Source organism: Maricaulis sp. (assembly GCF_048270265.1).
Classification (GTDB): Bacteria; Pseudomonadota; Alphaproteobacteria; order Caulobacterales; family Maricaulaceae; genus Maricaulis.
Genome location: NZ_JBLWTD010000004.1, coordinates 63,354 through 77,240 on the forward strand (window position 1 = coordinate 63,354; position 13,887 = coordinate 77,240).

Genomic DNA, 13,887 nt, shown 5'->3' on the forward strand with positions numbered 1-13,887 from the left:
TGACGCCATCAACCGTGACGGAATGATAAGTTTCGTCGATGCTGCGGTGGCCTTGCGCATCATAAGCATGAACATGAATGCCGTCCTGCTCAGCACGGGATGACGTCCAAAGCAGCGACGGATTCGACGCCCAAATCTGGACGCCTCCGCGATATTCTCTTTGGTCGATTTCGATACTTTCGGTCGCTCGAATTCGATTGGGACTGGGAAGAAAGATGGGGCAAGCCCGCCTTATGTAAATAATTGGGTTGGATACGGACCGAAAATCGGCCCTGAAATAGCGACCACACTTTTCACACAAATGCTTCTGGTGCTCAAAGGTGGCGAACGCCCCTTGATCCAAATGTACGTGGGAACAGTTAGGACAAATTTCCGAACTCATCCTCAACTCAAGATGCTTTGAGACGAGGTACGACAACGCCATCGCTCTATCGATTCGAACCTCACCCTCATCAAATAAATCAAGTGAATAGGGGATTATTAGCTCGTCAACGGTTCGGTCGATTGACTTCTCGTCAAGGTCCACAGCCCGGCGGGCATGCACGTGCACGCCCGGGGGCTCAACCGATGCGGCGCCAACAGACAACGGCCGGCTATCTAATACTGGCGGCACCGCACCCCATATGCCAATTCCCCCGGGAAAATCGCCTGGGTCTAGTCTGAGCGTCTCCTGGCTCTTGTCTGACCGGATGGCTTGGCCGCACTCTTCGAGCCGGACACCATATTTTCCGGTCGCGGAACAAAAGTGCGTGCGACACCACCAGCGTTCCGAGCCATTTCGGGCCTTGCCTGCGTAAGTTATCTCACAGCGAGATATTGCCAATCGATCCTCATTCGCCCGAGTTCGGCGTGCGTAATGAACAGGGACGCCGAACCATACATCTTTGGATAGAGCGCCAGGCTACACACACGCATTATATTGGCGATCTGGCAATAGAAAGGTCAAAATTTAGGGCACATGCGATTCCTTCCCCCAACCCCATGCCAGCGAGCGGGCCGTATCAAAGCCGCGCCGTCAAGGCCGCCTTCAGCACCGCGGAGCGGGCATGCGCCTTGACGGCGCGGGCTTGATACGGCGGAGTTCTCGGCAAGGGGTTTATGGGTGGGTCTGGGCGCGCGCCCTCCTCTATGTAATCTCAACCCGCTTCTTCATCGTCATCCCAGCGCAGGCTGGGATCCAGGCTCATCACACGCCGCGCTCTACGAACTGGGTCCCAGCCTTCGCTGGGATGACGATGTGTGGAAGGTTGTGCGTAGAGCCGAACTGCTCAACCCAGGCTGCCCCTAAGCGCCCCACTCAACCTTTTCCTCGCCAAAGCGCAATTTTCCGTTCAGGTTGAAAAACTTAAGCGTGGGGGGACGGGCTATGCGTGATGAGTTTGTGGAATGGGTCTCGACCTATCCGAGTGACCGGGCAGCGGGCTCGAAGACGAAGGTGGGGACGCGCTCTTATCAAGCGATCATGAAGGCGGTGCCGGCGGCGCTGACTGAGCACATCGTTCATCGCAGCCGGTTTAAGCCTGAGGGCTCTACCGGCTCGGGCAATTGGACGGATATTTCCTGGGTAGCGGTGGTGGATCATCTGATCAGCCCGACAACGCAGGAGGGCTTTTACATCACCTATTTGCTCAGCCGCGATGGGAAGCGCCTTGTCTTGTCGATGCAGCAAGGGTGCAAGACACTCAGCGAAGAGATCGGCAAAGGTGCGGCCATGGTAGAATTGCAGCGCCGCGCCGCTGTTATGCGCGCACGGGCGCCAAAAGATCTGAAACGCCTGTCCACCACGGCGCCAATCGATTTGGGCACCCCTAGAAGCCACCGTTTGGGGCCGCTCTATCAGGCTGGGCATGTTTTGGGGCGCAGCTATGATGTCGCCAACTTGCCACCCGAAGCCGAACTCGTTGCTGATTTTCGCGAGGCCATTCGGGCTCAAAAACACATCGCGGCCAATGGCGGCTCGGCGACGATTGAGAGCATGATCGGCGAGCTCATAGAAGACGGGCTGACTGAAACAAATCTGAGCTATGTGAAGCGCTATGCACTCCACCGGGTCGCCGAGCGGAGCGCCGCACACGCCAAGGCAGTGAAGGATTATTATCCTGATGTCTGCATGGGTTGCGACAAAGATATGCGCGCTGTCTATGGCGAGGATGCCGAACGCATGCTCGACGCGCATCACCTGATCTCTATAGGCAGCCTAGCCGAAAACGAGCACGCCGCCTTCACCGTCAACGATTTCGCCCTGCTCTGCCCGAATTGCCACCGCATGATCCACCGCTTGGTGGATTCGTCGGATGTGAAAGCGTTACGGGATTTGCTGGGGAGATAGGTCCTGGGCTATGGGCCAATCCAGCCTGTCCAGATTGCGCCTCGCCTCTCGCCAAGCTCCGGTTTTCCGTTCAAGCTGGCCATCTGGACGTGGCGGGGGTGAGCTATGAAGCGTTGGGGCATCAGGGCATGGGCGATCGGTCTCATGGCACTCACGGCGTTGGCGGCCAATAGTCCGGCCCGGGCCGGGAATCCAGGCCTGGAGGTCGGACAGGTCTGGACGGTGCACAATGCGCCCAATCCCGAATTGCGGGCCCTGATTGCCCGGATCGAGCCCTTCGGAAAATCGGATATTGTCGTCCACATCTCCCTGACCGGTGTTCAGATGCAAAACCCGGACGGGGAGAGCGTGCTCACAACGGCGTCGCATCTGCCCTTCGAACAGAGCGTGCTTGTCGCCTCGCTAGACACACTCGTGGAAACCGGACAGCCCCTCGACGCCCATTTTGCGACGGGCTACCAGATATGGCTCGATGACGAGGGCGGGATTTTCACCGTGCCGGTGGCTGAGGTCGTCAGCCTGCTCCTCAATCCTGTCCCGCCTGACTGAAGGCCGCCGGGCCAAGCTGGCCGGGCAAACGGCGCCACCACCCCCCAACTTATCCTCCCCCTCCGCGTCCAGCCTATAATCCCCGCATGGCTGGAATTCGCAGATCACCTGAACTTGTTGCACGCCTGGAAGCCCGGGCGCGGTCCATGCGCGCTGAGGGGTATCGGATGGCGGAGATTTCGCGGGCGGTCGGGGTGCCGACGCCGACACTGTATCAATGGGCAGCGCGGGGGCAGTGGCGGCAGGAGGATCTGATGCCGGCGGCGGCACCGGTGGGGCCGGTCCCGGCCGAACCGGAACCGGATGCTGTGCCGGACGACATCCCGGCCGATGAAGATGCCGAACAGCCGAGTGTGCTGGAAGCGGCGCAGGCGGTGCTGAGACGGGCGGCACTCGACGGCGCACGCGGGCAGATGGCGCGCTCGGAGCGGGCGGCGAGGCTGGCGCGGCAATTATTCCTGCTCGCCGAACAGGCCCAGCGGATTGAGGCGGCCGAGGCGGCGCTGCACCCGAAACCGGTCCGTCTGTCTCCGGAGGAAGTGGAGCTGTTGCGCAAGGAACTTCGCTCACGACTCTTCCGCGACGATGCCCCCGGGCGGCAGGCCTACACGCCGCCCACCGAGGCGGACGCGCAACGAGAGCCAGCCCCCGAACCGGAGCCGCCAGCGCCGCCACGCCGGCGCGAGGCGCCCCATGTCCGCATCCGGCGGCTCTAGTCCTGCCCCGCCCAGGCCGCCCGGCACGGCGCCTGCGACACCGGCCGCGGGCAGAGCAGGACGAATTTCGTCATATTTTTCAGCGATGAATAAAACTGAACCCAAATTAGGCTCAAGAAAGGCAAAAAATCGCCTTTTGGCCCCATTTTCTGCAAACTTTACCTGCATAGCAGCCCGATCTTGTAAACCAAGAATGGGGACATGCCGGCTTGCGCACATATTCGACCAGCGAGTTCGAGATACGTATCAAGGACGGTCTGCTGGAAATGCGGAGCGAAGGCACGCGTGTGTCCCAGACGGGCAGTGATGGCGAACGGGCCTTCAACAGCCTGTTGCGCAGCGAGTCCATCGAGATCGCGTCCTTCGATATTCGCTCCGCCGATTTTCGCTTCACATCCGTCGAGCTGGAATCCCGCATCCGCTATATCGGCCGCCAGTGCCGCGGCATTCCGCTCGCCTTTATCGGACGCTCGGACCAGCAGGACCAGGTCCGCGCCGCGGTGCGGGCGATCGAAAAGATGGACGGGGTGGCACGGGGTTTCCGATCCCGCGAGAAAGCGCTCGCCTGGCTGGACATGATGCGTCAGCCGGCCTGAGACCTATTGCAGTGTGCCGCCGGCGCTGCTGGCGATCAGCCCGGCGACCAGGCTTTCGATCAGGGCCAGCCGCGCCGCGCTGTCAGGCGCTTCCAGCAAGTCCTGCCGCGCCTGTGGCGGCAAGGGTGCCAGCATGGCCAGCCGGTCAACCAGGGCCTCGAAGGGCATGGTTTCCAGGGTCGGCCAGTCGGTCTGGATCTGCGCGTCGCCGAACCAGATCTGCAGCAGCCGCAACAAGCGTCCCCGGTCACCGTCCAGCGGTGGGCGCGGCGCCAGGTCCTGCAGGAAGGGCCTGTAATCGACCCGGCCGATCCGGTAGGGCGTCGCAACATCGGCTTCGGCCGCCAGCTCGAACCGGCTGACACCGTCCAGCGTCACCAGATAGCGGCCATCGCGGGTCTCCACAAAGGACTTGATGCGCCCGGCCGTGCCGATCCGGCGCAGCGAAGGCTCACCATCGGCAGGTTCGGTGACGGGCTGGATGATGCCGATATGGCCGCCCTCGCGGCGGGCATCATCGATCATGTTGAGATAGCGCGGCTCGAACACGTTCAGCGGCAGCAATTCTCCAGGCAGAAGAATACAGCCGGCGAGCGGGAAGAGCGGCAGTGAGGCGGGCAGTGTGCGTGTATCGGTCATGGATTCTAGATAGGTGCGCGCACGCGGGGTGCAAGGCCGGGCATGCCGTCTTCTGCGCCCGGCCGGTGCCATGGCCCCGCCATCCCTGCATCTGCTCTGATGAAGGGATGGCGGGCCGGGCCGGTCAGCCGGGAACGGCGAGGAAGTCGCGCTTGCCGACGGGAACCCCGATACTGCGCAGGATCGCGTAGACCATCGAGGCGTGGAACAGCACGTTGGCGAGCATGAAATTCTGCACATAGGCCTGGCGTGGCAGGGTCATTTCCTTGCCGGGGCCGGCGGGAAAGCTGATCTCGCCCATCGGATCCGCATCGATGGCCGCAACGGGCAAGGCCCAGATGGCGGCGCGGGCGGCCGCGAGGCGGGCGCGCAGGTCTGCAAAGGAGGTTTCCGTATCGGGGAGGGAGGCCGGTTCCTGACCGGCCAGGCGCGACAGACCACGGACGGAGAAATCGCTGACCAGCTGAACCTGGCGCTTGAGTGCGAACATGTCCGGCGTCAGGCGCCAGTCGAGATAGATCGCTTCATCGACCTTGTGCCCGGCCGCGTGTTCGGCGGCCTTGGCAAGGATGCCATCCAGGGCACGATAGGTCTGGTCGAGCTGGGTCCTGGCAATGGCAGACAGTGAAATGGACATCGGTATTCCCCTTGGTTGAAGGCCAAGAGATGGCGATGTTCGGGCCAAAGGGCCAGAGGGGTCAGGGTGAATACCTGTTATGGAAAACTGCAGGACGGCCACCACGGGTTCGCCGTGATGGCCGGACGGGGTCAAACCCGCTCATTCCAGTTGCACAATGGCTCGCCATTGGCGTCCCAGGTCGAGAGCCGGGCAGTGAAATCAGCCTCGGTGTCGAGCAGGATGTCGGAGAGCAGCGCATCGCCTGTTCCGTTGGCGGGCACATCGCCCTCCTGGACAATATCGAAACCGCCACCGCCCATGCGCTGGGTCACGACCATGCGGTAATTGCCTCCCGCCTCGCCCTGGCTCCAGGCCGTCACAAGCAGCCCGTCGGGCGTGTCGGCCAGTTCAATATGGCAGGCCGATCCGGCGGCGTTGTCAGCCGGCTGGACCAGGGCCTCCGGCTCACCGGGCTGGAGCGCCAGCAGGGTTGCGCCCGCGAGCGCCGCCAGATTTGCAGCTAGTATGTTCATGCTCATGACAGTCTCCTTCTCAACTGCGCGTGACTGGGAATACGAAAGCCCGCAAGGGCCGTGTGGGGAGGGCTAGAAGCCCTCCCCGAACCGGCACCGGGGGTTAGTGCTCGCCCTGGATGACCAGGGTCACATTGCCGCTTCCGGTCTGGTTGACGTGGGCGTTCTGGCCATTGCCGACCTGGATGATGCCCGCGGCGTTGTTGTAACCATACTGGTCCATCGTCGCGGTGTTGTTGCGACCGATCTGGGCGATGCCAGAGAGGTTGCGATTGCCGGTCTGAACGCTGGTGCCGTAGTTGTTGCGGCCTTGCTGACCGATCACCGCGTCATTGCTGCGGCCGAACTGGTCGACATGGGCTTCATTGTAGCGCCCCGTCTGGCCAACCGTGGTGCCGTTGCGGGCGCCGTCCTGGATGACCGTGACATACTGGCGGTCGCCGCGCTGATTGATCACCATCGACTGACGCGTACCGTTCTGGCGGCCAGCGATGTCGTTGTTATAGCCTTGCTGGCTGATGGCGACGCGATTACGCGACTGGGCTTCAGCAGCACCGACCGTGCCGAGAACAGAAACAGCGACGAGGGCGCTGGCGAGGAAAAGACGGATTTTCATGGCTTCACTCCATTTTGATTGCCCGACGCCCGATGCATCGAAGACTGATGCTGTTCTATGTGAAGCCGGATGAGCCGATCCTGAGGCCTGTATTCAGAAAGCCGACAGGTGGATGAACCGCAGCTGTCAAACGGCTGGATCGGGGCGTGAGCGCGCTATCCGTCGGCGACAAACTTCCTGCCAGGGCTCACAATTTCACGTTTCCGGGTACGGACTCGCCGCGCGCGCCGGGGTGTGATGAATGGCCTGGATGCCCGTTCTGGACGCGAAAAAAGTATCAGTTATGGCCTGCGGTCCGAGCAGAACACGCGCTTGCTGACCGGCTTGTATGAATAATCTCGGCGACTCGGGCCGCCTGAGCGTCCTCAGGAGACGGCGGGGGCCCGGGCTGCAGCGGGCTTGCCGGCCGGCTCAAGCACGATGCTGGCGGACAGCGTGCTGCCTCCGCCCAGCCAGGTCAGCTCGGCAAAGCCCAGCGCCTTGAGCACTTGCGTGCTGCGGGCCCGATAGTCTGAACGCAGCGTATCCCCCTGCCCTTCGGGGCCGGTCGTGATTCCATCACCGTCATCCTGGATCAGGATGGAGATCATGCGTTCGCCGCGCTGGAATTCGACCTGGGCCCGTCTCGAGGCATAGCTTGGTTCCGACAGTCGTTTCGCCAGCTTGCGATCCCACGTGCCTGTCGCAAGTCCCTGCGCCTTCTCGGCGACGGAGAACCCGAGATTGCCCAGTTCGATCGCGTTCGCCAGCAGGACGTAGAGGCCGACGGCCCTTTCGCAGGCGCGCGGCATGGCTGATCCAAGGAAGCCCGCGAGCTGGCGGGCCTGCCCCAGGGTCTGCACGCTGAAGGCGGCGTTCTGCAGCGTCTTCGCCGCTCCAAGCGCCGATCCTGGCGACAGTTCATGCTCCCGGAAGGCGAACAGGCCTTCGATGGCTGTGCCCAGGCTCCCGGTATCAATATCGTGAGGCAGGCGCAGATCGGCGGCGACCGCCTGGCTTGCACCGCCGGTCACCAGCACCACTTTCTGGTGCGGCGCTGCATGCTGCCGTGCTGTTTGCACCCGCGCAGCATTGGCGTCATCGGCCAGCATGACCGCAATCGGACCATCGGGCACGATCGTGGGGCCCAGATACACGGTCACTCCCATGCCTTCGGCCAGCGCGCGCGACAGATTGCGCATGCGCGGACTGTCGGCCATGCACAGCCAGAGCCGCCGCGGTGTCGTTGAAGTGTCTGTCGCGCCCATACCCACCCCGAAACCGGGAATCGGAAAGCGTTCCCGGACCCTTGCAGTCTTCCAGCTATTTCTTAATAACCAATGCCCGGCGCCCGGCCCGCGCCAGCCGGATACAAAAAGGCCCCGGAGGGAACCGGGGCCTTGCTTGCTTCAGGCAATGGCGTGCGATCAGGCGTCGCGACCGGCCACGACACCGGCCGAACGTTCACGGCTGGTCGGGAAACGGTAGAAGATATGGGTCCCGATCCGGCGGGTCCGCACCAGCGTATTGCTCCAGTGAGGATCAACAGCGACAGTGTGATAATGCGTGGCGCGGCGAGTGACGTCGCGACCAAAGCCCATGAAGGCGTGCTGGGCAACCAGTTCGGAGCGGCGCCAGGCGCGGCCCCGCGGCGTGCGCATGGTGGAGCCGTCACAGGTAAAGGAGAACTGGCAGCCCGTACTGCGCTCGGAACCCTGATAAACGACGCCGCAAATCGTGTCCGGGTAGGCTGGGTGGCGCACGCGGTTCATGATCACCTGGGCGACGGCAAGCTGGCCGACAAAAGCCTCGCTGCGTGATTCGTAATAGATCGCCTGCGACAGGCAGTTCAACTCAGCGGTGAAATCGGCCGCCATATTGAAGTGGGAGCTGTCGAAGGTCTGAAGGTCAGTGATCGGGCGCTCGGTCAGGACGGCGCCCTGCAGCGGATCAGCCTCAAGCGAAAGTGCGGCGATCTGCAGGGTGCGCGGAGCATCCCAGCTGGCTTCGACATCGCCCTCTTGCAGATAACGCATGGCCAGCGATTGCCAGATGACGGTCTCGTCCTGCTCGCGGGCCCGTCCGGATGCGGTGTTGAGCGCCAGCACGGTCAGCAGGCACAGCACCACGAACACCACCGTATAAAAGGCGGTCGCGACCTGCTCTTGCTGTCGGCGTGCTGCTTCGGAACTCATCCGCACTCCTGTTTTTGCCCCGTTCGAATCAAGGCGATGCAATCAATATACCACGCACAAACTAACGCGGCCCTGCTCGAAATCGAGCGCGCCTCTCTATGAGAACAGGCTCAACTGGTCAAGCACGCGCCACGATTACAAATAAGAAATGACTCTCCGCAAACAAGAGAAGAGCCATTTCAACGCCCAACTTCAATAGCTTATGCTCGACGCCGCAAATTCGCCTGCGCCGCCGCCAGACGCGCAATCGGCACGCGATAGGGCGAACAGGACACATAATCGAGCCCGACTTCTTCACAGAAATCGATCGATGCCGGATCACCGCCATGCTCGCCGCAAATGCCGAGTTTCAATTCGGGGCGGGTCGCGCGGCCGCGTTCCACGGCGATACGCACCAGATCGCCAACCCCGTCACGATCGAGCGTGATGAAGGGATCCTTCTCGAAAATCCCGGCCTCGAGATAGTCGCCGAGGAATTTGCCGGCGTCATCACGCGACAGGCCGAATGTGGTCTGCGTCAGATCATTGGTGCCGAAGGAGAAGAATTCGGCGTCCTTGGCGATATCGCCAGCCATCAGGCAGGCGCGCGGCAATTCGATCATCGTGCCGATCATGTATTTCGGCTTGGCACCGGTCTCCTCGGCCACGGCCTGGGCGACGCCGGCAACACGGGCTTTGAGGATGGAGAGTTCGGCGGCGGTGGCGACCAGCGGGATCATCACTTCGGCGAGCGGCTGGAAACCGGTCTCCTTCTCCACAGCCACCTGGGCCTCGAAGATGGCCCGTGCCTGCATTTCGTAGATTTCCGGGAAGGTGATGCCGAGGCGGCAACCACGATGGCCGAGCATCGGATTGCTCTCGGCCAGATCGCGGGCACGCGCCATCAACTGGTCCGCCGGCAGGCCGGTAGCCCGGGCGACGTCCATCACGTCCTCTTCCGTGTGCGGCAGGAATTCATGCAGCGGCGGATCGAGCAGGCGGATCGTGCAGGGCAGTTCGCCCATGATGCGGAATATCTTGGCGAAATCATCGCGCTGCATCGGCAGGATCTTGTCGAGCGCGGTGACCCGGCCATCCTGGTCGTTGGACAGGATCATTTCACGCACGGCGGCAATACGCTCGCCATCGAAGAACATATGCTCGGTGCGGCACAGGCCGATGCCCTCGGCACCAAACTCGACTGCGGTCTGGCAGTCCTGCGGCGTTTCCGCATTGGTGCGCACTTTCATGCGGCGGGTCTTGTCGGCCCAGGCCATCAGGATGGCGAATTCGCCGGTCAGTTCCGGCTTGATCATCTTGGCTTCGCCATAGAGGACCTGGCCGTTGGAGCCGTCGATCGTCACCATCTCGCCGTCCTGGATGACGCGGCGGCCCACCATGAACAGTTTCTTGGCGTAATCGATCTTCATCTGGCCGGCACCGGAGACGCAGGGACGCCCCATGCCGCGCGCCACCACGGCGGCGTGGCTGGTCATGCCACCGCGTGCGGTGATGATGCCCTCGGCGGCGTGCATGCCGTGAATATCTTCCGGCGAGGTCTCGATGCGCACGAGAATGACCTTCTCGCCCGATTTGGCGCGCTCTTCCGCCTCATCGGAGTCGAACACGACACGACCTGTCGCAGCGCCTGGCGAAGCCGGCAGGCCGGTGGTCAGCACATCGCGCTCGGCATCGGGATCAAGCGTCGGGTGCAGCAACTGGTCGAGATGGGATGGATCGATCCGCATCACCGCTTCTTCTTCGGTGATCAGGCCTTCCTGGGCCATATCTGTGGCGATGCGCAGGGCCGCCTTGGCGGTGCGCTTGCCGGTACGGGTCTGCAGCATCCAGAGCCGGCCGCGTTCGACCGTGAACTCGATATCCTGCATGTCGCGATAATGGCGCTCCAGCTTGTCGAAGGCCGCCGACAGCTCGGCATAGCTCTGTGGCATCGCCGCTTCCATCGAGGGCGAATGGTCGCCCATGCGTTCGCGCATCGCCTCGGTCAGGCATTGCGGCGTGCGGATGCCGGCAACGACATCCTCGCCCTGGGCATTGACGAGAAACTCGCCGTAATAGCCGCTATCGCCGGTCGAGGGGTCGCGCGTGAAGGCAACGCCGGTGGCCGAGGTCTCGCCCATATTGCCGAACACCATTGCCTGGATATTGACGGCGGTGCCCCAGCTGGCGGGAATGTCGTGCAGGCGGCGATAGGTTTTGGCGCGCTCGGTCATCCAGCTCATGAAGACGGCGCCGATGGCACCCCAGAGCTGTTCGCGCGGATCGGTCGGGAAAGGCCGGCCCAGCGCGTCGGCCGCAGCCTTCTTGTAGCGGGCAACGATTTCTTCCCAGTCATCGGCACTCAGATCGGTGTCGAGGGAATAGTCGTTCTCGTCCTTGAAGCCGTCGAGAATGTCTTCGAAGATCGCGTGATCGAGGCCCAGAACCACGTCGGAATACATCTGGATGAAGCGGCGATAGCTGTCATAGGCAAAGCGGCGATCACCCGACAATTCGGCCAGGCCGGCAGCGGTTTCGTCATTGAGGCCGAGATTGAGCACGGTATCCATCATGCCCGGCATCGAGGCGCGCGCGCCCGAGCGGACCGAGACCAGCAGTGGATTGGCCGGATCGCCCAGCACCTTGCCGGCGGTCGCCTCCAGCTTGGACAGGGCGGTTTCGACCTGTTCATTGAGATCGGCCGGATATTGGCGCTTGTTTTCGTAGAAGGCCGTGCAGACCTGGGTCGTCAGGGTGAAGCCCGGCGGCACCGGCAGGCCAAGCGTCGCCATTTCCGCCAGATTGGCGCCCTTCCCACCCAGGAGCTCCCGCATCCCTGCCTCGCCCTCCGAATAGCCGGCACCGAACGCGTAAACCCACTTATTGCCTGCAGTCATGACTTCAATCCCTGTTCAAGCATCGTCATCAACCATCGATCCGATTGAAATCGGCCACGGCACAAATCGCCGTGCGGATATCGGACAATAAAAGGAGTCTGTTGCGGCGCAACACGGGGTCATCCGCATTCACCGTCACAGTCTCGAAAAATGCGTCGATTGGCGCGCGAAGCATCGCCAGTGCCGCCATGGCGGCGGTGAAGTCCTCGCTGCGCAGGGCCGCACCGGCCGAAACCCGCGCGGCAGCCAGGGCGGCGATCAGATCGCGCTCCGGCGCTTCCGGCGGCGAGGCCAGATAGGCATCGGTCGGCGCGCCCTTGAAGGCTTCGCCATCCTTCTTTTCCTCAGCCTTGAGAATATTCGCGGCGCGATTGAAACCGGCCAGCAGGGCCGCGCCCTCATCGGTATCGAGGAAGGCCTGCAGCGCACGGGCGCGCCCGGTCACACGATAGAGATCGTCATCGCCCAGGGCGAAGACGGCATCGATGACATCATGGCGCACGCCTTCATCGCGCAAATGCACCTTGAGGCGATCAGCGAAGAAATCGAACAGGGAGAGCGTTCCGACCCGGATGCGCTCCTTGTATTCGGCCAGCGGATTGACATTGGACGTGCGGCGCAGCGCCACGAGCGGCTGGCCAAGTGTGGCCTGGGCCTCCATCACCGCGTCGCGCTTGGCCTGGATATCGGCATGGGTCAGCGCATTGTCGACGCGCTGATACTGGCGCGCGATGGCCTTGAGCGTGGAAAAGCGGAACCCGCCCTCGAGGACGATCCGGATCACCCCCAGCGCCGCACGGCGCAGGGCGAAGGGATCCTTCGAGCCGGTCGGCTTCTCGTTGATGGCCCAGAAACTCACCAGCGTATCGAGCTTGTCGGCCAGCGCGACAGCAGCGGAGACCGGTGCCAGCGGCAGGCTGTCGGCCGGGCCCTGCGGCTTGTAGTGATCCTTGATCGCATCGGCGACCGCGGCATCCTCACCCTGTTGCAGGGCGTAGTAACGACCCATCGCGCCCTGCAGTTCGGGGAATTCATAGACCATCTCCGAGACCAGATCGGCCTTGGCCAGACGGGCGGCGCGGTCGGCCAGCTTGGGGTCGGCGCTGACGATCGGCGCGATATCGCGCGCCAGGGCAGCAACACGTTCGACCTTGGCGGCAACCGAACCGAGCTTGTCGTGGAAGGTGATCTTGTTCAGCTCGGCGACGCGGCCGGACAGGGGTTGCTTGCGGTCATTGTCCCAGAAATGCCGCGCATCACTCAGCCGTGCCGAGAGCACCCGCGCATTGCCCGCGGCGATCGCCTTGCCGTCATCGGGGGCGGCCTGGTTGGCGACCACGACGAAATTGGCGGCCAGGCCCTCTTCGCCCGGCTTGCGTACGGCGAAGTATTTCTGGTGCGTCTTCATCGTCAGGGTGATGACTTCGGGCGGCAGATCGAGGAAATCCGGGTCCATCTGGCCCAGCAGCGGCACCGGCCATTCGGCCAGGCCGGCCACTTCATGCAGCAGGCCGGCATCCTCGACCAGTTCCAGACCCGCCTCGCGGCAGACCTTGCGCGCGCCCTCGAGAATGATCGCCTCGCGTTCCTCGCGCTGCTGCACGACATGGCCCTCTTCGCGCAGCACCTTGGTGTAGTGCGCGAAATCGCGGATCTCGAACGGGCCCGGCCCGTGACGGCGATGGCCTTCGGTGATGTTCGAGGCGGCAATGCCGAACACTTCAAATGGCACCACGGCACCATCGAACAGGCAGAGCAGGCGATGCACCGGGCGCACCCAGCGCTGCAGCTTCTCGCCCTCGCCGAACTTCATCGACTTGGGCCAGGGGAATTCCTTCATCACGGCCGGAATGGCCTCGGCGACCACATCCACCGTCGCGCGGCCCGGCTTCTCGATGATCGCGACCCAGAACTGGCCCTTCTTGTCGTCGCGCTTCTCGCAGCCGTCCAGGCTGTCCAGCCCGGCGCCGCGCAGGAAACCGGCCACGGCCTTTTCCGGCGCATCGGTGCGCGGGCCCTTGCGCTCCTCGCGCACATCCTCGGTCTTGACCGGAAGGCCGGTGATGGCGAGGCCGAGGCGGCGCGGACCGGCGAATGTGGTCAGCGTCTCCCAGCCCAGGCCGGCAGCCTTCAGACGGTCGCCCAGCAGGCGTGCCAGATCGGCCTCGGCACGCGCTTGCATGCGGGCGGGGATTTCTTCGCAGAAGATTTCAAACAGAAGCTCGGACATGGGCAGAGGA

Annotated in this window: 12 protein-coding genes; 4 read left to right on the forward strand and 8 right to left on the reverse strand. The window is 63.0% G+C overall.

All coding sequences use genetic code 11. The features are described from left to right. Window positions 1–1,366 precede the first annotated feature (1,366 nt). The 4 genes from ACN0YF_RS03280 to ACN0YF_RS03295 all read left to right on the forward strand — a co-directional run bounded on the left by ACN0YF_RS03280 (window position 1,367) and on the right by ACN0YF_RS03295 (window position 4,190). Window positions 1,367–2,329 (forward strand): MrcB family domain-containing protein, encoded by a 963-nt coding sequence (locus ACN0YF_RS03280; protein ID WP_417493334.1) that lies wholly within the window; start codon window positions 1,367–1,369, stop codon window positions 2,327–2,329. A gap of 105 nt (window positions 2,330–2,434) precedes the next feature. Continuing rightward, complete coding sequence (locus ACN0YF_RS03285; protein ID WP_417493335.1) at window positions 2,435–2,878, forward strand: hypothetical protein; 444 nt, start codon at window positions 2,435–2,437, stop codon at window positions 2,876–2,878. Between the two features lie 146 nt (window positions 2,879–3,024). After that, on the forward strand, window positions 3,025–3,594 hold the full coding sequence (locus tag ACN0YF_RS03290) for a terminase gpP N-terminus-related DNA-binding protein (RefSeq protein ID WP_417493336.1): 570 nt from the start codon (window positions 3,025–3,027) through the stop codon (window positions 3,592–3,594). Window positions 3,595–3,803: 209 nt separating this feature from the next. Continuing rightward, complete coding sequence (locus ACN0YF_RS03295; protein ID WP_417493337.1) at window positions 3,804–4,190, forward strand: hypothetical protein; 387 nt, start codon at window positions 3,804–3,806, stop codon at window positions 4,188–4,190. Window positions 4,191–4,193: 3 nt separating this feature from the next. On the opposite strand, the gene ACN0YF_RS03300 is transcribed toward ACN0YF_RS03295, so the two are convergent. The 8 genes from ACN0YF_RS03300 to glyS all read right to left on the reverse strand — a co-directional run bounded on the left by ACN0YF_RS03300 (window position 4,194) and on the right by glyS (window position 13,877). Continuing rightward, the gene (locus ACN0YF_RS03300) at window positions 4,194–4,829 is read right to left on the reverse strand and encodes an LON peptidase substrate-binding domain-containing protein (RefSeq protein ID WP_417482804.1); all 636 of its coding nucleotides are present in this window, start codon (window positions 4,827–4,829) and stop codon (window positions 4,194–4,196) included. A gap of 124 nt (window positions 4,830–4,953) precedes the next feature. Then, window positions 4,954–5,466: a DUF1993 family protein gene (locus ACN0YF_RS03305; protein WP_417493339.1), complete on the reverse strand. Its 513-nt coding sequence runs from the start codon at window positions 5,464–5,466 to the stop codon at window positions 4,954–4,956. Window positions 5,467–5,597: 131 nt separating this feature from the next. Further along, window positions 5,598–5,987: a curli-like amyloid fiber formation chaperone CsgH gene (csgH, locus tag ACN0YF_RS03310; protein WP_417482806.1), complete on the reverse strand. Its 390-nt coding sequence runs from the start codon at window positions 5,985–5,987 to the stop codon at window positions 5,598–5,600. Window positions 5,988–6,084: 97 nt separating this feature from the next. Further along, window positions 6,085–6,597 (reverse strand): curlin-associated protein, encoded by a 513-nt coding sequence (locus ACN0YF_RS03315; RefSeq protein WP_417482807.1) that lies wholly within the window; start codon window positions 6,595–6,597, stop codon window positions 6,085–6,087. A gap of 365 nt (window positions 6,598–6,962) precedes the next feature. Then, the gene (locus tag ACN0YF_RS03320; protein WP_417493340.1) at window positions 6,963–7,844 is read right to left on the reverse strand and encodes a hypothetical protein; all 882 of its coding nucleotides are present in this window, start codon (window positions 7,842–7,844) and stop codon (window positions 6,963–6,965) included. A 159-nt stretch (window positions 7,845–8,003) separates the two neighbouring features. Continuing rightward, window positions 8,004–8,771 (reverse strand): cell wall hydrolase, encoded by a 768-nt coding sequence (locus tag ACN0YF_RS03325; RefSeq protein ID WP_417482809.1) that lies wholly within the window; start codon window positions 8,769–8,771, stop codon window positions 8,004–8,006. Window positions 8,772–8,971: 200 nt separating this feature from the next. Next, complete coding sequence (gene ppdK, locus ACN0YF_RS03330; RefSeq protein WP_417482810.1) at window positions 8,972–11,647, reverse strand: pyruvate, phosphate dikinase; 2,676 nt, start codon at window positions 11,645–11,647, stop codon at window positions 8,972–8,974. Window positions 11,648–11,675: 28 nt separating this feature from the next. After that, entirely contained in the window at window positions 11,676–13,877 is a 2,202-nt protein-coding gene (gene glyS / locus ACN0YF_RS03335) for a glycine--tRNA ligase subunit beta (RefSeq protein ID WP_417493341.1), read from the reverse strand. Window positions 13,878–13,887: the final 10 nt, after the last annotated feature.